The organism is Chloroflexus islandicus (assembly GCF_001650695.1).
GTDB classification, from domain to species: Bacteria; Chloroflexota; Chloroflexia; order Chloroflexales; family Chloroflexaceae; genus Chloroflexus; species Chloroflexus islandicus.
Genome location: NZ_LWQS01000031.1, coordinates 81,242 through 105,360, shown reverse-complemented (window position 1 = coordinate 105,360; position 24,119 = coordinate 81,242). Strand labels below are relative to the sequence as shown.

Here is a 24,119-nt window from a genome sequence, read left to right as displayed (position 1 = left end):
GCGGCAAACGATGCGCGTGAATCGTTACGCCAACGCAATTACTTCAATTTCGATCCGGGCATCGCGGGGCAAGCGAGCCACTTGCACGGTGGAACGGGCCGGCGGCGCGTCGCTGAAATGCTCGGCGTATGCGGCATTCATCGCGGCAAAATCGTTCAGATCGGCCAGAAAGACGGTCGTCTTCACGATCCGGTCGAGCGAGCTGCCCGCCTCGTGCAAAATAGCGGCAATATTCGCAAAGATCTGCCGGGTCATGGCGCCGATGTCGTCCGTAAGCATCTCGTTGGTGGCCGGATTGATCGGCAACTGTCCGGACACAAAGATCAAGTTGCCGGCCCGGATAGCCTGCGAATATGGCCCAATCGCTGCCGGAGCAGCTTCGGTAGCGATACGAATGCGATCCATTGCCAATATCCTCTCTGTTTACTCTGAATACCACCAATGGTATTGCCACGCCAATCTTACCGCAACGTCCAGAATGCCACCATCACAAAAAGCTGCCAAATCGCTGGCAGCAACCCACCCAGAATGACCTGTGCGCCTTCCCACTCGTACACATCGACCCAGAGCGCTGCTGTCACCCAGTAGGCAATCGCGAGGGAAGCGAGCCAGAGGATGGCAGCTAGCCATGGCAGATTGACGATAAGACAGATCAGCGCGAGCAACAGCGGCAAGAGGCGCGGCATCTGCACCAGCGGGTAGAACGTGAAAATATGCGCCTGCTCTTGGTCGTTGTCAAGCGCACCGTGAATAATCAGCGAAATCAGCACGACCAGCGGCCATTCAAGCAAGCCGGCGAGCCAAAAGCCAAGCCCGCCCAAGATAATGCCGAGATCTGGCCAGCGATCACCGTCTATCAAGGCCGGAATCGCAAACATCAACCCCAGCGGCAACGATACAACGAGCATCGCCCTGCCGGCGCGCCACAGCAGATCGGTTGTGGTTGCGCCGGTTGCGGTCAATTCCGCTTTCAGTGCAGCAATTGTTGCCACTGGCTGGCCAATCAGTTGCAGGTTGGGCATAAACGCAGCCGGTTGAAAACGGGGAGTGTCGTTGATCGGCGGCAGATGGCTCAAGCGTTCTTCGCACTGTTCGATCAATGCTGGCCAGTTCTTCATCGTGCCGATCAAGATGGCTCCCGGCGTCCATTTTCCCGTCACCACCAAGCCGCACAGCCGGCTAAGCCATGGTAGTGCTGGTGATTGGACAAAAGCGATGCTGCGGCCAAACCCAAGATCGATCATCTGAAACGCACTGATGCTCGCCCATGGAAGAGTGCGCGCGAATGGCAAGGGGCGGGGGAGAAAGCGGACGATCATCCCGTTTTGACCTGCAATGACTGACGAGGGAATGGCGATCAGCAGCGCAAAAGCTAGCGCAATGACAAGCGCAAGAAGTAGATGGGCGGCGATCAGCAGCCACGCCGGGGCTGGCAGATCGGGCCGTCCGGTGAAGCCGAAGAAGGGCGCACTGGCGCCTTGATAGGCATTGAAGATCGCGCGATAGACGGGATCTTGGCTGACCCACAGCAGCGCAGGGTTGCTGCGTAACTCTGGAAGCATGAGCGTGAGCGCTCGATCCCAATAACTGCGATAGTGTAGCAGACCAAAGATAAGCACAAGCGCCATCACGCTGAGGTGCGCGATCCTGATCAATGACCATGCGGGGAGCGTGGCCGTTACCTCTGGTGCGGTCGTTGGCGGCAAGACTGCATTGGCAGCCGGTGGTGCGGCTGTAGCGCCGCGTAAGAACAGGCCAAACAATGGTGAACGGCGTTGTTCGTCAACCACCACCGGCTGCGCTCCTTCGACGCTGCGGATCGCGCGATTGTTTTCGTGCAAGATCGTATTGAGCAAATGGTCAAACTCATCGATCGATGACGACACGAGAAAAGCTGGCCGGATGGTGGTGCCGTATAACAAGCCATATACACGATGCCAGCCGGTCAGACGCTTGGCTGATTTGGCGGGGATTACCAGCAACACAAAGCGCTGGCCAGCCTCATCGCCAGTGACGTGGATCTGTTGCACATCTTCCCATGCCACCGGCAGCCAGCCGCCGGCAAACTCGACGAGCAGGCCACGGGTGCTGACCCGGAGCGCGGGGAGCGCGTTCAGCAGCAGCAACGCGACCAGTAACCCTACCGCTGCCCACACCAGTACGCCGAGCGCTTCTGGGAACCATAAGCTCAGATCGCGTGGAAGGGGAGACAGTCCATCGTACAGCGGGCGTAGCCATGGCGTGCGGCGCAACCAGAGCGCGAGGGGTTCGCTGGCTGCGACGACTCCGCGCAGAAGCTGGTACACGGCGATGACGAGGCTCGCGATCACCAGCAGATTACCGAGGGTGGCGAGCCACCACCGCCGCCGCCACGGGTAACGATAGACTTTTTCCACGATCGAGACGCTCATGACGAAACCGGCTCCGTTCAGGCGCTATCGAGCTGGCGCACCCGCAATTCGGCAGTATCGAGCAATCGTTGGCACGCCGCAGCGAGCTCAGCGCCGCGTTCGTACAGGTGCAACGCTTCGGCAAGCGATAACTCGCCGCGCTCGAGCCGTTCTACCACTGCCTGTAACTCGGCCAGCAATGTCTCATATTGTTCAACGGCAGTTGGTTCACTCATTGGCATCCTCTACAGCGACAAGCAGCGTCCCGGCGCGTACCGTGAGCTGGAGCTGTTCGCCCGCTTGCACCTGCGCCGGATCGGTGACGACTTGCCCGCCGGTGCGTTGCGCGATGGCATAACCGCGGGCCAGCGTCGCTTGCGGGCTGAGGGTGCTGAGCCGGGCTTGCAAGCCTTGCAGGCGGGTTTGGGCGAGGGCCAGCCACCGCTCGAACGCACGGCTAGCCCGGCGATCAAGCTCATCAACCGTCTGGCGGGCTGCATCAAGGTGGCGGCGGGGATGGTTGCGGCGGAGCAACGTTACTTGTTGGTCAACTGCGCGGCGCTGTTCCTCGATGCGCGCCATGATTGCGCCAGCGGCGCGGTCGCGCAATTCGGCCACCCGTTGGCGAAGATCGACGACGGCTGGCGCGGCCACTTCAGCGGCGGCGGAAGGGGTAGGGGCGCGCAGATCGGCTACCGCATCCACCAAGGTGGTATCGGTCTCGTGACCAACGCCGGTGATAATCGGCACTGGGCTAGCGGCGACTGCCCGCACCACCTGTTCATCATTGAACGCTGCCAGATCCTCGCTAGCGCCGCCGCCGCGAGCTACGATCACGAGATCGACCGGCTCGGCATAGACGCGGCGGAGCGCGGCCACAATACTAGCTGGGGCCAATTCACCTTGAACGAGACACGGTGATACGACGATTTCGGCGAGCGGGTAGCGGCGGCGGAAAATGGTCAGCATATCTTGCAGCGCCGCCGCTTGGAGCGAGGTCACGATCCCGATCCGGCGCGGCAGGGGCGGCAACGATCGCTTGCGGCGTTCATCGAACAACCCTTCAGCTTCGAGACGGGCGCGCAGTTGTTCGAGTTGCGCGTTGAGCAAGCCTTCCCCTGCCGGCACGATCTGATCAACGACGAACTGCACTTCGCCACGGGCTTCATAGAAGCCAACCCGGCCATGGGCAAGCACCGCCTCACCGTTGGCCGGCAGCCTCGCCAGCCGTTCGGCGGCACTGCGCCAGAGCACGGCACGAATGCTCGCTTGCTCATCTTTCAGGGTAAAGTAGCAATGCCCTGAACTGTAACGGCGAAATTCCACGACTTCGGCTAGCAGCCAGAGGTCGAAGAATAGGCCATCTTCTTCCAGATGAGCGCGCAGAGCGCTATTTAAGTCAGAGACCGAAAAAGCGCGCATCAAAGCGGTTCAATTACCATCAGCGGCTGGCCGTACTCAACCGGTTGCCCATTCTTGACCAGAATGCGCGCCACCCGTCCGGCGACGTCACTCTCGATCTCGTTCATCATCTTCATCGCTTCAACAATGCCGACGGTATCGCCGACCCGCACCTCATCGCCTTCCTGCACGAATGGCTTGTCTTTCGGCGAGGGTGCCGCGTAGAAGGTGCCGACCATCGGGGCGGTAATCGTATGGCCAGCCGGCATCTCAACTGGTGGCCCTTCTGGCGTTGGCGGCGGTTGGACGAAAGGAGTCACTGGGGTAGTCGGCAGCGGTGCGCTGAGCGGTGCGCTGAGCGGCGCGTTGAGCGGTGCGGCGGGCAGCGGAGCAGAATAGATCACGCCGCTAGGGGTGGGCTGGCCGCGTTTGACGTGTAACTTGGCATTGCCGCGCTCGATCGTGATTTCGTAGACATCGCTCTCCTCGAGCATGTGCAACAGATCGCGCACAGCCGCCAAACCGAACGGATCATTCTGATCAATTGGCATGTCGGTGGTTTCGTCCTTCATAGCTCCCCACAGCATAGTCTCGGCGAAACTGCCCTATTGTAGCACAAGAGTCAATCCTCTTCGATATGGCATGTTCCGGGTTCTTGCCTTACAATGCAAATGAGCAATCATTACGCTCGGTAGTGAGATCTTCACCAACAAGCGTAGACAAGATTGTTATGCTAGGCACGAGAAAGGTCAAGGGAAAGGATTGTTGCTATGCGCAATGTAGGCACGCTTGATCGCGATATTCGTCTCGTATTGACGATGGTTTTCGGTCTTATTTCACTCTTTGGCCAGCTCTTCTGGTTGCAGGTCATCACTGGTTTTCTTGCGCTCATTATGTTTGCAACGGCGGCTTATGCGGTGTGCCCGTTATATTGGATCTTTAGGATTAACACCTGCAAACGCACGCGTGAACAGCAACAGACGCGCTAAGCGACAGACTTCGCGAACAGTGTACTGACTTCTACGGAGTGCGGTAGTTTAACTGCCGCACTCCATACGATTCCTACGTAATACCATGCAAACGCTCATTCACGCACCGCCTATCCATACCGGCGCGCCGCCGCATCGACCTGCGCACCGTAGCCTTCGCCGAACAGGTTCAGATGGTTGAGCAGGTGGTAAAGGTTGTAGAGATCGCGCCGGTCGCGGTAGCCGGGGTCGAGCGGCCATGCTGCCTGATACGCGGCGTAGAAGCGGGGCGAGAAGCCGCCGAAGAGTTCGGTAAAGGCTAGTTCCGCCTCGCGGTCGCTGTACGAAATGGCGGGGTCGATCAAGGCCGGTGCGCCACCGGGGCCAGCGATGACATTGCCGCTCCACAGATCGCCGTGAATGAGTGAGGGAACGCGCGGCACGCCGCTGAGCCATTCGTCAAGGCGGCTCACAACCCGTTCCAGCATCTGCCGGCGGCGCGCCGGCAAAAGACCGTTGCGGGCAGCCAGCTCGATCTGCGGCAAGAGGCGTCGCTCGCGGAAAAAGGCGATCCAGTCGTCCATCCAGCCGTTGGTTTGCGGCGTGCCGCCGATGAAGTTGTCGCGCTCAAGCCCATACGCAGCGCCGGTGTGGCGGTGCAGCGCAGCGAGCTGTTCGCCAAGCTGTGCTGGATCGGGGGGCCGGCCATCGCCTGCGATCCATTCACTGAGCACGATGGCGGGTTGGTCGCCGTTGGCCTCGCACGCGAAGACGACTGCCGGCACGCGGATGGCGTTGGCGGCGGCGAGTGTGCGCAGGCCATGGGTTTCGGCGGCGACCATCGCCGCTGGCGCGCCGCTGGCGGCCCACTTGAGCGCAAAGCGCTGCCCGTTGATAGTGACGCGGGCAAGGCGCGCGCCAAAGCTGCCGCCGAGGTGATCGATCTGCTCGATCGGGCGGCCCAGCGCAGTAGTGATCAGATTGGCGACGGCTGTTGGCAAGGTCATCGGTTTGGCGCAGTAGACACGAGCGTTGCCGGAATCATACGCTGGGTGCGCCGGAGAGTCAATGAGGAGAAGACAGGGGATGGGAGCTAGTACGGGCAGGTTTCAAACCCGCCCGTACCACGTGCGATCGGTCACCGGATGCGCTGGCCGGTGTATGGATCGTACTTCCATTCGCCGGTGGGGTCTGGGGCCGGCGGGGTAGGCTGGGCCAATTCCTCTTTCGGCATAATGATCCAGAGCACGATGTAGATCAGCGGGCTGAGACCGCTGAGCACCGCTAACACGAACACCAGCCGGACAATCGTGCTGTCGATGCCGAAGTAGCGGGCGAGGCCGCCGCACACGCCGCCAATCATGCTATCGGTGGCGCTGCGCGTTAAGCGAGTGGTTGTCATAGCCCTTCTCCTTTGTAATCTAATCACTGCGCGATCCCTGCCTGTATGACGTTGCCAGCGCAACTTTGTTGCAGCCGCCTCCACAAGTTACTCGTCACCAGTTCATAAGTTCTTCAAAGTCTGGTGCTAGAGTACATCTGACCCCGGATCAAGCGGGGTACTTCGTAGCACAACGACACCACGGAGGAGATGCGATGAAACGAACCCTGTTCAGTGGCCTCGCTGGCGCAGCGTTGGCGCTGACCTTGCTTTGGAGCCAGCCGGCGCTGGTGAGCGCGGCGCAAGCAATAGCACCCCATTCGACTCCGGTCGAGGCAACATACGGGAGAGGCGGCGGCGGTTGGCGCGGCGTGGGAGCGGTCAATGTTGGGCAATTGATCAAAGCTCTGCAAAATCTGACCAGTCTTGATGCCGCAACGATTCGTGCCGAGTTGCAGAATGGCCGTAGCTTGGCCCAGATCGCCGCTGCCCATGGCAGCAGCGGTGATGCCTTGGTGCAGGCGGTCGTGGATGCAGCCAAGGCGCGGCTCGATCAGGCGGTGAGCAATGGGCGTATGACGCAGGCCGAGGCCGATCAGATGCTGGCCACCATTCGCGAGCGGGCGACCACCTTGGTCAATGATACCACCGTCGGTACGCAGTTGGCCGATCGGGCGGCTAAAGCAGCCGAGCGCAGCACGCTGGGGTGGCTGATTCAAGCGGCAGCCGATCAGACGGGGCTCGATGTGGCAACCATCCGCTCACGGTTGCGCAACGGGGAAACGCTGCGCGCGATTGTGACCTCTGCCGGGGGCGATCCGCAAAAGGTGATTGACGCTGCGGTGAATGCCTTCCGCCAAGCGGCGACTGCCGCGATGCAATAAGGTGGCGATTCCTTCCTCCTCACGCCGCTATCCCGCAGGGGCAACCTGTGGGATAGCGGTATGTTGTCTGGCATCCCCCGTTGTCATTGCGAGCCGCGCGCAGCGCGGCGCAGCAATCTCCCGCGAGAGCGGAAGCGGCATCCTTTCCGCCGAAGGGGGAGATTGCTTCGGTCGGGCGGCATCCAGCTTCGCTGGTGCCGCCGCTCCCTCGCAATGACAGGAGCGTGCCGGTCAGCGGGTCGGCAGCCGGCGTATGATTATGGAGTGCGGCAGTGCAACTGCCGCATGCTCATGTCCTTGCGAGCCACGCTGTGGGTGGCGACGCAATCTCCCGCACCCCGATTGTCATTGCGAGCCGCGCGCAGCGCGGCGCAGCAATCTCCCGCGAGAGCGGGAGAGGCATCCTTTCCGCCGAAGGGGGGGATTGCTTCGGTCGGGCGGCATCCAGCTTCGCTGGTGCCGCCGCTCCCTCGCAATGACAGGCGGGGGAGCGGGCTGCCACTCCCTCGCAATGACAGGAGCGCGCCGGGCAGCGGGTCGGCAGCCGGCGTATATGGAGTGCGGCAGTGCAACTGCCGCATGCTCATGTCCTTGCGAGCCACGCTGTGGGTGGCGCCGCAATCTCCCGCACCCCCGTTGTCCTTGCGAGTCGCGCGCAGCGCGGCGCAGCAATCTCCCGCGAGAGCGGGAGAGGCATCCTTTCCGCTGAAGGGGGGATTGCTTCGGTCGGGCGGCATCCAGCTTCGCTGGTGCCGCCGCTCCCTCGCAATGACAGGTGGGGGAGCGGGCCGCCGCTCTCTCGCAATGACAGGCGGGGGAGCGGGCTGCGCTCGCATTTATTCGCCAAACGCTGCCTTGACCAACCGCGGCAATACCTCGCCGGCCTTGCCGTTGATGGTGAAGAGCGGCGGGCGAGCGGCAACGGTTTGTTCGAGATTGAGGAGGAGCACCGTTGCGCCACGACCAAGTGCCACGCGCGGCAGTGACGCTGCCGGCTCGACGACGCCTGATGTTCCAATTGACATAAAAACATCGCAATCGAGCGCAGCCTGCCACGACGTTTCTAGCGCCCGCTGCGGCAACATTTCGCCAAACCAGACCACATCAGGTCGTAGCATCGCGCCGCAGTTCGGGCAGCGCGGCAATTCCTCGTCGTAATCCCATGTGTGATGCACCGAGCCATCGGCCATACAACGGGCGCGGTGCAGGCTGCCGTGCAATTCGATAACGTTGGGACTGCCGGCCCGCTGATGGAGACCGTCGATATTCTGGGTGATCAGAGTCAATGTTGGCACGTGCTTGGCCAATTCCGCTAAGGCATAGTGGGCTGGATTGGGCTGGGCAGCGCAGGCCTTCACCCGCCGCTCGGCATACCAGCGCCAGACTAAGGCCGGGTTGCGGGCAAAGCCGGCGGGTGAGGTGAGTTCTTCGGGATCGAAGTGCGACCAGAGACCGGTTTGGGCATCGCGAAAGGTGGGAATGCCACTCTCGGCAGAGATGCCGGCCCCGGTGAGCACGGCCACGTGGCGGGCCGTACGCAAGTGTGTGGCAAAAGCGGCGATCACGGCGTCAAGATCGGTCATCGCTATCCCTCCCTGTCATGCGACGGCATCAATCTGGAACGCAGCACGAGCTGAAGATTTCTGCACCCCCGGTTTGGCGCCGCTCAGCCATCGGCTTGGTTGCTCTGATTGCCTTGCCCCGCTTTCGCGCTAAGAGCAGGCGGGGCAGCATTCCCGCATGATTCAGCGATGCATGTCTCGAACAGAGCGCACCTGCAGCGGCGCAGCGGCTACCCTATCCGGCAGGTTTAAACACTAGTTCAAACCGGCAAGCGCGTTGCTGGTTGAAGGTCACGTGCCAGACGCCACAGGTGGGGGCCGGGTTGCCGCCTTGGTAGACGTGGCCGCGCAGATCGATCTGATCGTGGCTGAGCTCAAGCAAAAATGCCCGGATCGGCGAGCCATGGGTCACGATGCCGACCCGTTGGTAGGGCGAATCGGCTAGCCCAGCCAGCAACTCGCGCACCCGCGCGCGCACGTGGTCGAACGACTCGCTGGGGGCATGCTCTTGGACGAGTGTCGTGAACGTAACCGGCAAACCGAGCGCATCGACTAGCACCTCAGCCGTCTGGGTGGTGCGGGCAAACGGCGAGGCGAAGAGCAGCTCAACACCCTTATCAGCCAAAAATGCAGCGACCTGCCGCGCTTCGGCGCGGCCACGTTCGGACAGATCAGGTCCCGGCGGCAACTGGTAGGGGATGGCCGGATTATGCACCGGTTGCCCATGACGAATAAGAAACAGATCAGAAAGCACTGGTAATCCTTACACCTTGATGTAGCAATGATGATCGAGTATCATCGTAGGTAGTGTACCATAGCTTATTGACGGGCTGAATTGCAACATATACAATTGATGCGGCGTCGCATCAGCGAGATGAGCGACTTTTTCGTGGCGACAGACAGACAAAGGATGCATCAATGCGGCTGATCCTCTATCTTGGCAAGGGCGGCGTCGGCAAGACCACGACCTCGGCGGCGACGGCGGTGCGGGCTGCCGAGTTGGGTTATCGCACGCTGGTCGTGAGTACCGATGTGGCGCATAGTTTGGCCGATGCCCTTGATACCCCGCTGGGGTCACTGCCGACCCAGATCGGCGAACGGTTATGGGGCCAAGAGATTAATGTGCTCGATGAAGTGCGCCAGCACTGGGGTGAATTGCGCGTCTATTTGAGCAATCTGTTGCGCCGGCGCGGGGTTGACGAAGTTGCTGCGGAAGAATTGGCGATTATTCCCGGCATGGAAGAGGTGGTGAGCTTGCTCCACATCCGCCGGCAAGCCCGCGAGGGTAACTTTGATGTCGTGATTGTTGACGCAGCGCCAACTGGGGAAACGGTGCGCTTGTTGACCATGCCAGAGACCTTTCAGTGGTATGCAGCGCGGGTCATGGATTGGGAACCGACCACCTTGAAAGTGGCCCGCCCGCTGGTCAAACAATTGGTGCCGGCGACTGATGTCTTTGCGAAACTTGAGCGGTTGACGAAGGGTGTGGAAGCGTTGCGGGCAACGCTGACCGATCCGCAGGTCAGCTCGTACCGGCTCGTCGTCAACCCGGAACGGATGGTGATCAAAGAGGCGCAGCGCGCTTCGACCTATCTAGCCCTATTTGGGTATCCAGTTGATGGCGTTGTGCTCAACCGGGTGTTGCCGGTCGATCAGGTGGAAGGTGCGTTTATGCAAGAGCTGGCCCGCATCCAGCAGGGTTATCGCCAGATGGTCTATGACCTCTTCCGCCCGCTGCCGATCTGGGAAAGCCCCTACTATGCGCGTGATTTGGCCGGGATCAAGGATCTGTCAATGGTCGGCCAGCAACTGTTTGGCGATGATGATCCGGTCAAGGTGCATTTTATCGGCAAAACGCAAGAGATTGTCAAGCAAGGCGACGAATATGTCTTGCGCTTGCCGTTGCCGCACGTCGAGATCGGGAAAGTTTCGATGACCAAACGCGGCGATGAGTTGTTTATCGAAATCGGCAACTTCCGCCGTGATATGCTCTTGCCCACCACCCTCGCCGAGCGACCGGCGCGGCGGGCGTATTTCCGCAATGGGGTGCTCGAGGTCTTCTTTGGCCCGCCAGAAGCATTGCCGCTAACGACTGACGAGCAAGAGGAGCCGGCTACCTCATGACCAGCGAAACGCGGGTTGCCATTCTCGGTGTGCCAATCGACCTCGGTGCGGGGCGGCGCGGCGTGGATATGGGGCCGAGCGCGATACGCTATGCCGGTCTCAGCCGCCGGTTGCACGACCTTGGCCATCATGTGGTGGATTTCGGTAATCTGGCCACGCCAATGGTTGAGACGACGCCGCTGCCGCCGCCTGACGCGCGGTTGCGCTACCTCGAACCAATCGCCGAAGTGTGCCAGCGCCTCGCTGAGTTGGTGAGCGACATTGCGGCGCAAGCGATGCTGCCGTTGATTCTCGGCGGCGATCACAGCCTTGCGATCGGCTCGGCCAGCGGCAGCGCGCGCGGTCGTCGCCTTGGCTTGATCTGGATCGATGCGCACGCCGATTTTAATGACGAAACCACCACCCCTAGCGGTAATATCCACGGGATGCCGTTGGCCGTTCTGACCGGACGCGGCCACCTCCGCTTGACCGGATTAGCCGGGAAGACGCCGGCATTCGATCCGGCGCGAGTGGTGCTGATCGCGGTACGCGATCTCGATCCGCTGGAGCGGGAAGCGTTACGCACGTCCGCCATCACCGTCTTTACCATGCACGAGATCGACCGGCGCGGGATGGCGGCGGTGATGGAGCAGGCGTTAACGATTGCGACCAGAGGCACCGATGGCTTTCACCTCAGCTTTGACCTCGATGTGGTTGACCCCCGTGAAGCTCCCGGCGTCGGCACGCCGGTCAGCGGCGGCATCTCGGCGCGGGAAGCGCATCTGGCGATGGAGTTGATCGCCGAGAGCGGCGCGTTACGGAGCCTCGATATCGTTGAAGTAAATCCCATCCTCGATGAGCGCAATGCCACTGCCGAGCTGGCCGTCGAATTGGCGTTGTCGGCGTTGGGCAAACGGATTTTGTGAACGGATGCTGGATCATCCCTCGCCTAATTCGTTTCTTGTGTTATAATTGCGCATACAACGAAATAGTGGTATTGCGCGTTTTCGAGGTGGCACTATGTATGATCGGCGGGTCAGCGGCATTCTGCTGCATCCCTCAGCGTTGCCGGGCGCTGGCGGGATTGGCGATATTGGCGATACAGCGTACCGTTTTGTAGACTGGTTGGTGACGGCGAAGCAGCGACGGTGGCAGATTATGCCGCTCGGCCCGACGAGTTATGGCGATTCGCCGTATGCCGGTCTTTCGGCGCTGGCCGGTAATCCCTTGCTGATTTCACTGGAGCAGCTAGTGCGGCTGGGCTGGCTCGATGAGGGCGCGTTGCAGGGGGCGCCGGGCGCATACGGCGACTGGATCGACTATGGCGCGGTCATTCCATGGAAGCTGGCCCGGCTCGAATGGGCTTTTGCCGGCTTTACCGCACGGGCTGATGGGCAACACCGCGCCGCTTTTGAGCAGTTCTGCGCCGAACAGCAGGCGTGGCTCGACACCTTTGCCCTCTTTGCCGCGCTAAAAGAGGCCTACCACGGCGAGCCATGGAACCGCTGGGAGGCAGGGCTGGCCCGGCGCGAACCGGCGGCGATTGAGACGGTGCGCCGGCAATTGGCTGAACGGATCCAGTTCCAGCGGTTCTTGCAGTGGGTCTTCTTTACCCAGTGGGCTGCCTTGCGCCACTATGCCAACGAACGCGGCGTGCAGATTATCGGCGACCTGCCGATCTTTGTCGCCTATGACAGCGCTGATGTCTGGGCTAACCCGGACATCTTCCACCTCGATGCGAATGGGAACCCAACGGTGGTCGCCGGTGTGCCGCCGGATTACTTCAGCCCAACCGGCCAGCGCTGGGGCAACCCGCTCTATCGATGGGATGTCTTGGCCCAACGCGGCTACGATTGGTGGATCGAGCGCTTCCGGCTGCTGTTTCGCCTCGTGGATATTGTGCGGATCGACCACTTCCGCGGCTTTGCCGCCTACTGGGAGGTGCCGGCGCAGGCAGCCACCGCGATGGAAGGCCGTTGGGTTCCCGGCCCCGGTGCGGCGCTGTTTGCGGCGGTGCGCGCGCAGTTGGGGCCAGTGCCAATCATTGCCGAGGACTTGGGGCTAATCACGCCGGATGTTGACGAGCTGCGCCGGCAGCTCGGCTTTCCGGGGATGGCGGTGTTGCAGTTTGCGTGGGGCGGTGATGCGACCAGCAACTATTTGCCGCACAACTACACCCGCGATCTGGTGGTCTATACCGGTACGCACGACAACGATACGACGGTGGGATGGTGGTCAACCCTCGATGAGCATACCCGCCAGCATGTGCGCAACTATCTTGGCGCGCGCGACGAAACGATTGCGTGGGATTTCATCCGGGCGGCGTTGATGTCGGTCGCCGACACGGCGATCATCCCGATGCAAGATGTGCTGGGGTTAGGGTCGTGGGCGCGGCTGAATCTGCCGGGGAGAGCCGAAGGCAATTGGGCATGGCGGATGCGGCCAGAGCAACTGAACGTCGATCGTGCGCACCATCTGGCCTACCTGACGGGGCTGTACGGACGCGAGCCGCTGGTGGAGAAGGAGCCGGCGACGTATCAGCAAGCGTAAGGGCGGGTCAGCGAGGCGTCAGGGCTCGTAAGGGCGGGTTTCAAACCCGCCCTTTCGTACACCCGCTCCTCTCGCGTCTCAATCCAGATACCCAGACAGCCGGTGCCCGACGCTAGGATGGCGCAAGCGGCGGAGGGCCTCGGCCTCGATCTGGCGGGTGCGTTCACGGGTAATGCCGAAGGTAGCACCGACCTCTTCGAGCGTGCGGCGTTGGCCATCGAGCAAGCCGTAGCGCAACTGCAAAATCTTGCGCTCGCGTTCGGGCAACTCGTTCAGCGCCGCCGTAATCTCGGCCTGCAGCATATTCTGCTCAGCAATCTCCATCGGCGACGCCGCCGTCTCATCGGCCAGCGTCTCGCTCACGCGGCCCTCTTGCTCGTTGTTCAGCGGCTGCTCAAGCGAAATCGGCTGGGTCGAAGCGCGCAATAGGCGCTTCACCTTGCGCAAGCTCATATTGAGGGCGTGAGCCAGCTCTTCGGCGGTTGGCTCGCGCTCAAGCTCCTGCTCAAGCCGGTAGATGGCGCGGCGCAGATGCACGATCGACTCGCTGAGATGAACTGGCAACCGGATGAGGCGGCTCTGCTCGGCGATGGCGCGCGTCACCGCTTGCCGGATCCACCACGTGGCGTAGGTGCTGAAACGGTTGCCCTTGGTGTAGTCAAACTTCTCGACGGCGCGCATCAGGCCGATATTGCCTTCTTGCACCAGATCCATAAAGGCCATCGGGCTGCCGATATATTTCTTGGCCACGCTCACCACCAAACGCAGATTGGCTTGGATGAGGCGGCGGCGTGCTTCTTCACCGCGGGCCACTTCCATCTCGAGCCGCATCCGCTCGCGGTTATTGGCGTACTGCTCGTGTTGCAACCGCAGGCGGGCCTCTTTGCCGCGACTGTACTGCCGGGCCAGCTCGACCTCTTCTTCGGCGGTTAAGAGCGGTACCTGCCCAATCTCTTGCAGATAGAGCTGTACCGAATCCTCAATCGCCTCAAAATCGCTTTCATCGCTAAGGTCTTCGACTGGCTCGATCAGCTCCTCGTCTTCCACGACGAGTTCTACGTCGCCATCCCACTCAGCATCGAGTTCGGCGGCCTCAGCGGACTCTTCCGGTTCGATTTCACTGTCGGCTGGGTGATTCTGAGGGAAGGCTTTCACGGCAGTACTCCTTGTCTCCGGCTGGCAGCGACAGCGCGGATGCTGGCCCTTTGAGGGGCGTCGATTATTCTCTGTCTAGATATACGCCGCCTCAAAGATTTCGGATGTGTATATTTTCGATCTTTGCACAGGTTTTGTCAAGACCCTGAACAGGCTAATTTTGCGCCAATTTGCGCGCGTGGGCATCGATGGTCTGGCCGGTTTGGCTGCGCGGGGGTAGCGCTGCGAGTTCGACCACCGCCGGCCCGATTTCGTCAGGGCTCAGCAAGCCGGTGCGAACTTCAGGGACGGTAGTGCGCACCATCTGGGTGTCGGCAAAGCCGCCGGGGTGGACGAGATTGACATTGATGCCAAAGCGCCGGAGGTCTTTCGCCATCACCCGCGCCAAGCCGTCAACGCCGGCTTTGGCGGCATAGTAAGCGGCGAAGCCGGGCACGGCGATGCGGTCGAGCGGCGCACCGACGATGATAATATTGCCGCCGCCGGCTTCGATCATGTCGGGGATCACGGCCCGCGCACTGAGAAATACCCCCTTGAGCAACGTGTCAACCACCGCATCCCACTGCGCTTCGCTGGTTTCGTAGATGGGGGCGCGCAGGCCAATGCCGGCAGCAGCGACTAAGATCCGGATCGGGCCGAAGCGGGCGCGGGCTTGGGCGACGGCTTGTTCGAGTTGGCTGCTCGCGCGGACATCAGCGGTGAGGGCCAAGCCCTCACCACCGTTCTCCTCGATCAGCCAGACCGTTTCGGCGACTTCATCGGCGCTGCGGGCCAGCACCGAAACCGTTACACCGGCTTTGGCCAGCGCGAGTGCGCTGGCCCGTCCTAATCCGCGACCGCCGCCGGTGACCAACGCATGCATTCCGGTGAGCGTCATAGGAGTACTCCTGTTAAAGCTTTGCAAAACTTTTGCAAACCTATCATGGTTATACCACACTTCACCCAATGGTTGCGAGCCAGATCTACCGCTCATCAGATACGCCGGGCGATCGTAGACTGCGTTATAATGCAGAGGTGTTGCTCGTGCATACCTGATCGCTTTCTATGACCAACGAGAGCCATGCAATGCTAGACGCGCTGCCGTTGCCTACCGCGTATGCACCGGCGGACGGGCCGGTGCAGTGTAATCGTTTGTGGTTAGAGTTGAGTGATTCGAGTGATACGCCTGAGGATCTGATCACGGCTTGCGCCGGCGTCTTGGCGTGGGAAGCGCATGATCAGACTGCGGCCCGATCGTGGGTAGCAACGCTGGCACCGGATGATCCGCCCTTGCAGTTGGCCGCGCCGTTGCGCCGTGATCGGGCGCGGCACGCACAGGTGTCGATCCGGCGCAGTGCAACGGCGCTAACCGCGCAAGTGATTGAGGTCACGGCGTTGTTGACGGCGCAGCGCGCCGCCGAGCAGCGGTTAGAAGCAATTTTAAGCGCGCTCGATAGCCTTGAAGAGGGGTTTCTGTTACTCGACGCCGAGGATCGGATTGTCTTCTGCAACCGGCGCTACCGCGAACTCTACGCGATCAGCGCCGATCTGATCACGCCGGGCCGTCCGTTTGCCGAGTTTATCCGGCTGGGAGCCGAGCGGGGCCAATACGCGAACGCGATTGGGCGGGTTGACGAATGGGTTGCCGAGCGGTTGCGATTGCACGCCGAGCTGGCGCCGATTGAACAGCACCTTGCCGATGGCAGGTGGATCCGGATTGTTGAGCGGCGCACGGCTGATGGTGGTGCGGTCGGGTTACGGATCGACATTACCGAGCTTAAGCAGGCCGAAGAGCTGCGCCGGCAGTTGGCGATCCGTGAAGAGGTGATCGCAGCGCAAGCTGCGTTGTTAGCCGAGCTTTCAACGCCGCTGCTGGAAGTGGCTTCACGAGTGCTGCTGGCGCCGATGGTAGGCGCCTTTGACAGCGCGCGTGTGGCGATGCTGATAGAGGCATTACTGCACGCGGTGCAACAGCGGCATGCGCGAGTAGTAGTACTTGACGTAACCGGAGTGCCGGTGATTGATACACAGGTGGCGCAGGCCATCTTGCAGTGCGCCACCTCGGTGCGCTTGCTGGGGGCGCAATTGGTCATAACCGGCATCCGGCCTGATGTCGCGCAGACATTGGTTGCGTTAGGAGTAGATCTGAGCACCATCATCACCCGCGCCGATCTGCGTGACGGCGTGCGCTATGCGTTGCGGCAGGAATAGCGGCGACGCTTGCTCACACCGTGCGCTCGATCACGAAGCGGGCAATATCGATCAGCGCCTGCCGGGCCGGACTGGCGGGGAAGATGGCGAGGTGAGCAATCGCCTGCTCGATATAGCGTTCAGCCTCGGTTTGGGCGGCGGCAACGCCGCCAACGGCGATCACCTCGCGGATAACGTCAGCCACCAGCGCATCGTCCGGCGGCGTCTGGGCAAGCACCTCGCGCAGCAACGGGCTGGGCGAAGCGGCAGTGGCATAAATGAGCGGGAGGGTAATCGTGCCTTGGCGCAAATCGTTGCCGGCTGGCTTGCCGAGTGTCCGCTCATCACCGATAAAATCGAGCACGTCATCGACAATCTGGAACGCCATGCCGAGATCATAGCCATAACGGCCAAGGGCCGCGATCTGCTCATCGCTGCCGCCGCCGGCCACCATACCGGCTTTGCAAGCCGCTTCAAACAGCACCGCCGTCTTCGCACCGGTCTTGTACAGATACTGGCGCAAGGCGCGGTCAAATGGCTCAGCAACCGTGACCGGGCTCAACTCACCCTCGCAAATGGTTTGCACCGCTTCGGCGTAAAAAGTGATAATGCGCGGGTCGGGGCTGAGCGCCATCTCGGCGGCGGCGAGGGCAAAGAAGTAGTCGCCGACCATCAACGCCACATCGTTATCCCAGCGGGCATGGACGGTGATCTGGCCACGGCGGCGGTTGGCCTGATCGACCAAATCGTCATGCACCAGCGAAGCGGCGTGGATCAATTCAGCCGCAGCAGCCGGGTGCAAGACGCGGTCGAGCTGATAGTGACCAAGGCGGGCGGCTAAGACGGCCAGTGCCGCGCGCAGCCGCTTGCCGCCGGAACGCACGGTATGCGCACCGGCCGCGCTGATGACCGCCACCCGCGAATGGGTACACTCAAGTAGCCGCTGCTCGATCGCGCCAAGATCAGCCAAAATATTAGCGCGGTGAAAGATGCTGGCTAACCCGCCAGCAGTTTGCGGCGGCAACTCGCCGGTGCTGTGATGGCTATTGGTTGTTGGTATGCGAGCCTCGGGCAACGAAACCGATCCCGACGGATTAAGTTGCGGTTGGTAGCCGGCCATGCGGCTGTTCCTTCCTAGGATCGCCGAGCCGGTCTGGCGCCGGAGGCGACGACGATCCGGCGATTGTGGCGCGCCTTGCCAGAGAGACAGGTGATGTATCATCACCTTGTGATATTCGCCACAACCTGAACTATAACATATTCAGTACGGCTGTCAAACACATGGCTCAATTCAATATAACTGTACCATATCTATGGTGAAAACGCACGGGTAATGAGCAGTAAGACGCTGTTTTCCGAAAAGCGTTTGCCCCGTGTATAATAGGTGCGTGGAATCTTCGCACATCACTGGATTGCGAGGCATCCAATCCGGGGTGGTGCGCGTATATCTTATGAGGGGTTGGCTGTGGCCCAACCGCACGATGCGGCCCGCTTGGCCCGATTGAGCGATGAAGCATTAATGGAATTAGTCGCGGCTGGCGACAGCGCAGCGTTAGCGCAGCTCTATGATCGGCACTCGCGGGTAGTGTACGGTCTCGCGCTGAGAATGCTCGGTGCGGCTGAGCCGGCGGAAGAGGTTGTGCAAGAGACATTCTGGCGGATTTGGAAGCGCTCGGCGACCTTTCAGGTTCATAGCGCCTTTTTACCGTGGATGTTCGGGATTACGCGCAATCTCTGCATTGACGAATTACGGCGCCGGCAGGCACGGCCAATGGCGGCTGGCAATGACGACGATCTGCTGTCATCACTGCCTGATCAGCAGCAGAATGTTGAGCAAGCGACGATTGAAACTGAACGGCGCCGGTTAATCACCGATGCGTTAGCCGATTTGCCAGCCGATCAGCGCGAAGTGATTGAGCTCGCGTATTTCGGCGGGCTATCGCAACGCGAGATCGCCGATCATCTCCAAAGCCCGCTGGGAACGATCAAAACCCGGATCCGGCTGGGATTGCAGAAATTGAAGCAAGCATTGCTTCACTACGGCATAGACCCGCACGATCACTAGAAAAGTAGCCGGCAATGCACGACTCTGATCGCGAACACGAACAATCACTGCTCGCTGCCGCGGCGTTAGGCAGCCTTGATCCGTCCGATCTAGCGGCGCTCGAGCAGCTTCTAAACACGTCACCCACGGCGCGCGCCGAGTTGCAACAGTTGCGCGAAACGGTCGCCCTGTTGCCGTACGCGGCAGCGCCGGCTACGCCGCCGGCCCACGTGCGCGCGCGGCTGATGGAGCGGATCGCTGCCGATCAAGCGCAGCGCGCGCCGGTTGCCCGCCCTGCCTCATCGCGCCGCGCCGGTTGGCTGGCGCCGGCGATGGTGGCTGTGCTGGCGGTAGTGGTGCTGTTTCTCGGCGGTTTGACGCTATCGCTACAGGGGCAGGTGGCGACTCTCGCTGAGACGAACCAGCAACTCTTGGCTGCGGTCAGCGATTTGCGCCAAACCATGGCGGCGAGTGAAGCGCAGCAGGCTCAGTTGGCCGCCCAATTGACCCGCTCCGAGCAGCAGATTGCGCGCCTGAATGAACAGATTGCCCACGAGCGACTGTTGGTGTCATTTGTCAGCGCCCCCGGCGTGGCGACCCGTGAGCTGCGCCCGGCAAAGGCCAATCTCGCGGCGCGGGGTGAGATGTATATGTACCCCGGCGAGTCGCAGGCCGTGGTCGTCTTTAGCGGGTTGCCGCCGTTGCAACCCGATCGCGTCTACCGCTTCTGGCTGAGCGATGGCGTGCAGCGGATCGCCGCCGGCACCTTCCAAGTTGATGCGGCTGGGTTAGCGACGCTCGTCGTCAATGCGCCGCGCGAAGTCAATGCCTTTACCGAGGTGATGGTGACGGTTGAACCGGCGACCGACGCGGCGCCGGGTGAGGTTGAGGTGATTTTGACCGGGACGTTGTGAACGGGGGTCGTAGGGACATAGCAACGCTATGTCCCTACCTATGCCCCTACCGCCACCGTTTCGGTTGGCAAGGAAAAGCGAAACCCGCCCTCGAGGGCGGGTCTCATATTTGGCGACTCCGAGTGGGCTCGAACCACCAACCTTCAGCTCCGGAGGCTGACGCTCTATCCAATTGAGCTACGGAGTCGTTCCGGCCTAAAGTATACTCGATTGCCGGCGAGCTGTCAACGTGACTGTGCATCTACCGCAGAGATCGCCGAGGAACGCAGCGGGTGGTTTTGCGGTCTGCTGCATTCCTCTGAAGTCCGCTTGGGTGTGAGAGCAGCATAGGATCGAGGTGGCGCATGCGACGATTGAAACGGGTGCTTGGTTGGATCGTGGGGATGATCGTGGTGGTAGTGGCTGGGTTGGTATTGAGCATTCCGATCGACGCGCTGATCGGCAGCGGGCGGGTTGCAGCGCTCACGAACACCGTGATCCCCGGCCCCGCCGGCCCGATTCGGGCCTTTGTCGCCGAGCCGGCCACTCCCGGCCCGCATCCCGCCGTGATTATGATCCATGAATGGTGGGGATTACGGCCCGACATCATCGAAAAGGCGACCGCGCTCGCTGCTGATGGCTATGTGGTCGTTGCTCCCGATACTTTCCGCGGCGCTAGCACGACGTGGATCCCGCGCGCCATCTATCAAGTGTCCACCACACCGCCGGCGCAGGTGCAAGCCGATCTCGACGCGGTGTTTGCGTGGCTGGCGGCGCGGCCCGATGTGCTGGCCGATCGGATCGCCGTGATCGGTTTTTGCTATGGTGGTCGCACGTCGCTGCTCTATACCCTGCACAACCCAGCGGTAGCGGCAACCGGCATCTTTTACGGCATGGCGGAAGTCGATCCAGCGGCGCTGCGCCAGATTCGCGGCCCGGTGCTAGGCATCTTCGGCGGGGCCGATGCTTCGATCCCGCTGAGCGAGGTTGAACAGCTTGAGCGCAATCTGACAGCGGCGGGGGTTGACACCCGCTTTACCGTCTTCCCCGGCCAGCCGCATGCGTTTGTCGGCGGGATCGAAGCGATCAACGCCGGCGGCGCTGCCGGCGAGGCATGGCAATTGTTGCGCGCGTTTCTGGCCGAGGCGCTGCACGGCCAACCCGCCTCGTCGCAGCGGCTGCCGGAACGTTCCGCCCCAACCCAGTCGATCACCTTTTTTGGCGCGCTGCACCACCGCTTTGTCTGCGGGTGGTGAACAACGTTTGCAAAGATCCTCTTGACGAAATTCGTGCCGCGTGGTACACTTTTAGTAGTTCGGAAATGAACAACTATGGTAGAAACGAACTTACTCGAACAACTTACGGCGCTGGGGCTAACCGAGTACGAAGCGCGGGTCTATCTCGCCTTGCTGACCGAGTATCCGGCGACCGGCTACCAGATCAGCAAGCTGGCCGGCGTGCCGCGATCGATGGTCTACGAGGCGTTGGGGCGGCTGGAAGCGCGTGGTGCGGTGCTGAAGTCGGTTGAAGAGAAGGCGACGTTGTACCGCCCGATCTCGCCGGCGATCCTGCTTGACCGTTACGAGCGCGAGGCGCGCGAGCGGGCCGAGACGCTGCGCAGCCAATTAATGCCGCTCTTCCGCCACGAAGAGAGCGACCGGCTGTGGAATTTTAGCGGGAGGCGCGAAGCGTTAGCGGCGGCGCGCGATCTGATCGAAGGCGCTGAGCGTGAGTTGATGCTGGTGCTGACTGACGCCGATGTCGAAGCGCTCTATCCGGCGTTGGCTGATGCCCATGCGCGCGGCGTGGCGCTAGGGGTGATCCTCACCGGCGAAGCGCCGTTTTCGTTTGGCCAAGTGGTGCGCCACCCCAAACGCGAGACCGAGCTGCACGGTATGGTTGAGACGCTGATCGTCGTGGCCGATGAACGCGAGTTTCTGATCGCTTCCGGCCATCTGGCGACGACCGCCACCGTCACCACTAACCGCAACATGGTCTTGATCGCGCGCCAGTTTATCTGGATGGAACTGTTCGCACAGCGCATTTTTGCCCGCCTTGGCGAAGACCTGCTGGCTCGCCTCGATCCCGACGATCGGCAGGTGTTACATTCGTAACTCGGTAATCCAACCCGGCGGCGGAGAGGAGATTGTCATGACCACCATTTCCAACACTGCACCCCGGCAGCGCCTGACGCTGCTGCTCAACGACGAGATCCTCGAACCGGCCTTTGTCGCTCTGACCCTGATCGGTATCGTCACTGGTCTGATACTGGAAGGATCGGGCGCGCCGGAGTCGATCACGCTGGCCGTTCATCTGGCGACCTATTTCTTTGGCGGTTTTTACGCCGTGCGCGCCATCATCGAATCGCTGCGCCACTGGTCGATTGAGGTCGATCTGCTGATGGTGCTGGCCGCGTTGGGCGCAGGCTACCTCGGCGAGTTTACCGAGGGCGCGATCTTGCTCTTCCTCTTTTCGCTGAGCAATGTCTTGCAAGCCTACGCTATGCGGCGCACCGAACAAGCGATTACCGCGTTGATGGAGCTGCGTCCTGATACGGTGACGATCCGCCGCGATGGACGCGAACTCGATCTGCCGGTCGAGGCGGTGCAGGTAGGCGATGTGGTGCTGCTCCGTCCCGGCGACCGGGTGCCGCTCGACGGCGTGATCGAGCGGGGCAGCGGCACGTTTGACGAATCGGCGTTGACCGGCGAGTCGATGCCGGTGCAGAAGGGGCCGGGGATGGCAGTGCTGGCCGGCACGCTCAACCAGACCGGCGCGCTGGAGGTGCGGGTGACCAAGCCGGCCAGCGAGAGCACCTTGGCCCGGATCATTACGATGGTGAGCGAAGCGCAAGCGCGCAAGGCGCGGTCGCAGAGCTTCCTTGAATATTTCGAGCAGCGCTACGCGATTGGCGTGATCGTGGCAGTGGCGCTCTTCATCCTTGCCGTGCCGGCGCTGACCGGTGCGCCGTTCGCCGATACCTTCTACCGCGGTATGGTGCTGCTCACGGTCGCTTCGCCGTGCGCGCTGGTCATCAGCGTCCCGGCTTCGCTGCTGAGCGCGATTGCGGCTGGGGCGCGGCGCGGGGTGCTGTTTAAGGGTGGCGTGCATCTCGAAGAATTGAGCAAGGTGCGGGTGATCGCTTTCGACAAGACCGGCACCTTGACCTTTGGCAAGCCTACACTGGCCGATCTCGTGCCGGCGGAGGGTGTGGACGAGGCGGAGTTGTTAGCGATCGTGGCCCGCGCCGAGCAGCCGTCAGAGCATCCGATCGCGCGCGCGATTTTGCACGCCGCCGAAGAGCGTGGGATGACCATTGCGCCCCCCGATCAGTTCACCGCGGTCACCGGCATGGGGGTGCGGGCCACGTGGGACGGGGTTGAGACGCTGGTCGGTTCGCCGCGCCTGTTTGCCGAAGCCGGCGTCATCGTCCCGCCAGAGCTGTTGGCCCGCGCCGATGAGCTGATGGCGCAAGGCCGCGGCACCGTGCTGCTGGCCCGGCGCGGCAAACAATGGTTGGGATTGGTGGCAGTGATGGATCGCGAACGGCCCGATGCGGCCCAACGCATCGCCGAGCTGCGCGCTGCTGGGATCGAGCGGATCGTGATGCTGACCGGCGACAACCCGCGGGTAGCCGAAGCGATGGCGCGCCGGCTGGGGATTGATGAAGTCCATGCCGGCTTGCTGCCTGCCGACAAGCTGCGCATCGTCGAGCAGTTGCGCCAGCGCTACGGCGCAGTAGCGATGGTGGGTGACGGCGTGAACGACGCGCCGGCGCTGGCGGCGGCGACGGTCGGCATCGCCATGGGAGCTGCCGGCACCGACGCCGCGCTTGAAACCGCCGATCTGGTCTTGATGCGCGACGACTTAAGCGCGATCACCTACGCGTTGCGCCTCAGCCGCCGCACCCAGCGCGTGGTCTGGCAAAATATCTCCTTCGCGCTAGCGGTGGTGGTCGTGCTGGTGCTGACCACGTTGACCATCGGCGTGCCGTTGCCGCTCGGCGTGGTCGGGCACGAAGGCAGCACGATCATCGTGGTGCTCAACGGCTTGCGGCTGCTAATGTTCCGTTGATAGAGCCGGTTGATACAGGCAGATCGAAGCGGGCCGCCAAACCGGCGGCCCGCTTTGTGTTGCCATCGTGATCAATTAGAGAGGCAACCCGAACGTATTCCGCAGCCACTCCAACACGATCGCAACCACCGTCAAGGCTGCTGCCGCCAGTAATGACTCACGCCAGCCAAATCCGAGCCAGATCCCCATCGCTAAGATAAAGACAAAGAAGATCACCCCCACAACCACGTAGAAGTTTTTGAGCAGATTCATTGTCGTGAGCAAGTCTTTCTAACTATGTGGATAGTGAAACCGCGATGGAAAGCATCTCTGGCCTATGGCAGCTTAGAACAGAGGTTATTTCGTTAGTGAAAGATGCCGTTATGCCACAGCATACCGGATAGGCTTGGTAACGTGATTGCCGAAAATGGGACAAGGCGTGGTGAATACTTCGGTTGATTATACAATACCACTAGCAACTGTCAAATCGTCAAAAATAGCGTGATCGAATAGTGTTGGCTATGGAGAGATGGTACATACTCTCCTCACAGCATTGGCAGGCAGAG

The 24,119-nt window shown here is 61.5% G+C and carries 24 protein-coding genes and 1 tRNA gene; 11 read left to right on the top strand and 14 right to left on the bottom strand.

What is annotated here, in order from left to right; all coding sequences use genetic code 11:
• Window positions 1-24: 24 nt before the first annotated feature.
• Genes A6A03_RS01785 through accB form a run of 5 tightly spaced genes read right to left on the bottom strand, consistent with a single transcriptional unit; the run spans window position 25 to window position 4,363 of the window.
• Window positions 25-405: a RidA family protein gene (locus A6A03_RS01785; protein WP_066783000.1), complete on the bottom strand. Its 381-nt coding sequence runs from the start codon at window positions 403-405 to the stop codon at window positions 25-27.
• A 56-nt stretch (window positions 406-461) separates the two neighbouring features.
• Window positions 462-2,411, bottom strand: coding sequence for a hypothetical protein (locus tag A6A03_RS01780; RefSeq protein WP_066782998.1), 1,950 nt, complete (start codon window positions 2,409-2,411; stop codon window positions 462-464).
• A gap of 17 nt (window positions 2,412-2,428) precedes the next feature.
• Complete coding sequence (gene xseB, locus A6A03_RS01775) at window positions 2,429-2,626, bottom strand: exodeoxyribonuclease VII small subunit (protein WP_066782997.1); 198 nt, start codon at window positions 2,624-2,626, stop codon at window positions 2,429-2,431.
• A complete protein-coding gene (gene xseA, locus A6A03_RS01770) occupies window positions 2,619-3,812 on the bottom strand; it encodes an exodeoxyribonuclease VII large subunit (protein ID WP_066782992.1) in 1,194 nt (397 codons plus the stop codon). The genes xseB and xseA overlap by 8 nt, the downstream gene beginning before the upstream one ends.
• Window positions 3,812-4,363: an acetyl-CoA carboxylase biotin carboxyl carrier protein gene (gene accB / locus A6A03_RS01765; protein ID WP_245668755.1), complete on the bottom strand. Its 552-nt coding sequence runs from the start codon at window positions 4,361-4,363 to the stop codon at window positions 3,812-3,814. Before accB ends, xseA begins: the two co-directional genes overlap by 1 nt.
• Before the next feature lie 198 nt (window positions 4,364-4,561).
• Here accB and A6A03_RS01760 point away from each other — a divergent pair, with 198 nt between their 5' ends.
• Complete coding sequence (locus tag A6A03_RS01760) at window positions 4,562-4,780, top strand: YgaP family membrane protein (RefSeq protein ID WP_066782989.1); 219 nt, start codon at window positions 4,562-4,564, stop codon at window positions 4,778-4,780.
• A 110-nt stretch (window positions 4,781-4,890) separates the two neighbouring features.
• Here the strand turns inward: A6A03_RS01760 and A6A03_RS01755 are convergent, their stop codons facing one another.
• Together A6A03_RS01755 and A6A03_RS01750 are read right to left on the bottom strand one after the other, a co-directional pair.
• Window positions 4,891-5,766 carry a fructosamine kinase family protein gene (locus tag A6A03_RS01755; protein ID WP_066782987.1) on the bottom strand — a complete coding sequence of 292 codons (876 nt, stop codon included), beginning with the start codon at window positions 5,764-5,766 and terminating at the stop codon, window positions 4,891-4,893.
• A gap of 131 nt (window positions 5,767-5,897) precedes the next feature.
• Complete coding sequence (locus tag A6A03_RS01750) at window positions 5,898-6,161, bottom strand: PspC domain-containing protein (RefSeq protein ID WP_066782985.1); 264 nt, start codon at window positions 6,159-6,161, stop codon at window positions 5,898-5,900.
• A 194-nt stretch (window positions 6,162-6,355) separates the two neighbouring features.
• On the opposite strand from A6A03_RS01750, the gene A6A03_RS01745 reads away from it, so the two are divergent.
• Complete coding sequence (locus A6A03_RS01745) at window positions 6,356-7,024, top strand: hypothetical protein (protein WP_066782983.1); 669 nt, start codon at window positions 6,356-6,358, stop codon at window positions 7,022-7,024.
• Between the two features lie 836 nt (window positions 7,025-7,860).
• On the opposite strand, the gene A6A03_RS01740 is transcribed toward A6A03_RS01745, so the two are convergent.
• Both A6A03_RS01740 and A6A03_RS01735 read right to left on the bottom strand, forming a co-directional pair.
• Window positions 7,861-8,607 carry an SIR2 family NAD-dependent protein deacylase gene (locus tag A6A03_RS01740; RefSeq protein WP_066782980.1) on the bottom strand — a complete coding sequence of 249 codons (747 nt, stop codon included), beginning with the start codon at window positions 8,605-8,607 and terminating at the stop codon, window positions 7,861-7,863.
• Between the two features lie 214 nt (window positions 8,608-8,821).
• The gene (locus A6A03_RS01735) at window positions 8,822-9,340 is read right to left on the bottom strand and encodes a histidine phosphatase family protein (protein ID WP_066782977.1); all 519 of its coding nucleotides are present in this window, start codon (window positions 9,338-9,340) and stop codon (window positions 8,822-8,824) included.
• 164 nt (window positions 9,341-9,504) lie between these two features.
• Here A6A03_RS01735 and A6A03_RS01730 point away from each other — a divergent pair, with 164 nt between their 5' ends.
• The 3 genes from A6A03_RS01730 to malQ all read left to right on the top strand — a co-directional run bounded on the left by A6A03_RS01730 (window position 9,505) and on the right by malQ (window position 13,239).
• Entirely contained in the window at window positions 9,505-10,710 is a 1,206-nt protein-coding gene (locus A6A03_RS01730) for an ArsA family ATPase (RefSeq protein WP_066782976.1), read from the top strand.
• Window positions 10,707-11,615, top strand: coding sequence for an arginase (rocF, locus tag A6A03_RS01725; protein ID WP_066782974.1), 909 nt, complete (start codon window positions 10,707-10,709; stop codon window positions 11,613-11,615). The genes A6A03_RS01730 and rocF overlap by 4 nt, the downstream gene beginning before the upstream one ends.
• Before the next feature lie 94 nt (window positions 11,616-11,709).
• On the top strand, window positions 11,710-13,239 hold the full coding sequence (gene malQ / locus A6A03_RS01720; RefSeq protein WP_066782973.1) for a 4-alpha-glucanotransferase: 1,530 nt from the start codon (window positions 11,710-11,712) through the stop codon (window positions 13,237-13,239).
• A 78-nt stretch (window positions 13,240-13,317) separates the two neighbouring features.
• Here the strand turns inward: malQ and A6A03_RS01715 are convergent, their stop codons facing one another.
• Both A6A03_RS01715 and A6A03_RS01710 read right to left on the bottom strand, forming a co-directional pair.
• Complete coding sequence (locus tag A6A03_RS01715; protein WP_066782971.1) at window positions 13,318-14,394, bottom strand: sigma-70 family RNA polymerase sigma factor; 1,077 nt, start codon at window positions 14,392-14,394, stop codon at window positions 13,318-13,320.
• 154 nt (window positions 14,395-14,548) lie between these two features.
• Window positions 14,549-15,271, bottom strand: a complete 723-nt coding sequence (locus A6A03_RS01710; RefSeq protein WP_066782969.1) for an SDR family NAD(P)-dependent oxidoreductase — start codon at window positions 15,269-15,271, stop codon at window positions 14,549-14,551.
• A 188-nt stretch (window positions 15,272-15,459) separates the two neighbouring features.
• On the opposite strand from A6A03_RS01710, the gene A6A03_RS01705 reads away from it, so the two are divergent.
• A complete protein-coding gene (locus A6A03_RS01705; RefSeq protein WP_066782967.1) occupies window positions 15,460-16,584 on the top strand; it encodes a PAS-domain containing protein in 1,125 nt (374 codons plus the stop codon).
• A 13-nt stretch (window positions 16,585-16,597) separates the two neighbouring features.
• Here the strand turns inward: A6A03_RS01705 and A6A03_RS01700 are convergent, their stop codons facing one another.
• Complete coding sequence (locus A6A03_RS01700; RefSeq protein ID WP_066782965.1) at window positions 16,598-17,683, bottom strand: polyprenyl synthetase family protein; 1,086 nt, start codon at window positions 17,681-17,683, stop codon at window positions 16,598-16,600.
• A gap of 345 nt (window positions 17,684-18,028) precedes the next feature.
• Between A6A03_RS01700 and A6A03_RS01695 the strand changes: the two genes are divergently transcribed.
• Window positions 18,029-18,628, top strand: coding sequence for an RNA polymerase sigma factor (locus A6A03_RS01695; RefSeq protein ID WP_066782963.1), 600 nt, complete (start codon window positions 18,029-18,031; stop codon window positions 18,626-18,628).
• Between the two features lie 14 nt (window positions 18,629-18,642).
• Window positions 18,643-19,521, top strand: coding sequence for an anti-sigma factor (locus tag A6A03_RS01690; protein ID WP_066782961.1), 879 nt, complete (start codon window positions 18,643-18,645; stop codon window positions 19,519-19,521).
• Between the two features lie 110 nt (window positions 19,522-19,631).
• Here A6A03_RS01690 and A6A03_RS01685 read toward each other — a convergent pair.
• Window positions 19,632-19,708 (bottom strand) — tRNA-Arg (locus A6A03_RS01685).
• A 157-nt stretch (window positions 19,709-19,865) separates the two neighbouring features.
• Between A6A03_RS01685 and A6A03_RS01680 the strand changes: the two genes are divergently transcribed.
• The 3 genes from A6A03_RS01680 (at window position 19,866) to A6A03_RS01670 (ending at window position 23,574) form a co-directional block, all read left to right on the top strand.
• Window positions 19,866-20,756, top strand: a complete 891-nt coding sequence (locus tag A6A03_RS01680; protein WP_066782959.1) for a dienelactone hydrolase family protein — start codon at window positions 19,866-19,868, stop codon at window positions 20,754-20,756.
• A gap of 75 nt (window positions 20,757-20,831) precedes the next feature.
• Entirely contained in the window at window positions 20,832-21,614 is a 783-nt protein-coding gene (locus tag A6A03_RS01675) for a TrmB family transcriptional regulator (RefSeq protein ID WP_066782958.1), read from the top strand.
• Between the two features lie 37 nt (window positions 21,615-21,651).
• Window positions 21,652-23,574, top strand: a complete 1,923-nt coding sequence (locus A6A03_RS01670) for a heavy metal translocating P-type ATPase (protein ID WP_066782956.1) — start codon at window positions 21,652-21,654, stop codon at window positions 23,572-23,574.
• Window positions 23,575-23,649: 75 nt separating this feature from the next.
• Here the strand turns inward: A6A03_RS01670 and A6A03_RS20240 are convergent, their stop codons facing one another.
• Window positions 23,650-23,826 carry a hypothetical protein gene (locus tag A6A03_RS20240; protein ID WP_156525242.1) on the bottom strand — a complete coding sequence of 59 codons (177 nt, stop codon included), beginning with the start codon at window positions 23,824-23,826 and terminating at the stop codon, window positions 23,650-23,652.
• Window positions 23,827-24,119 lie beyond the last annotated feature (293 nt).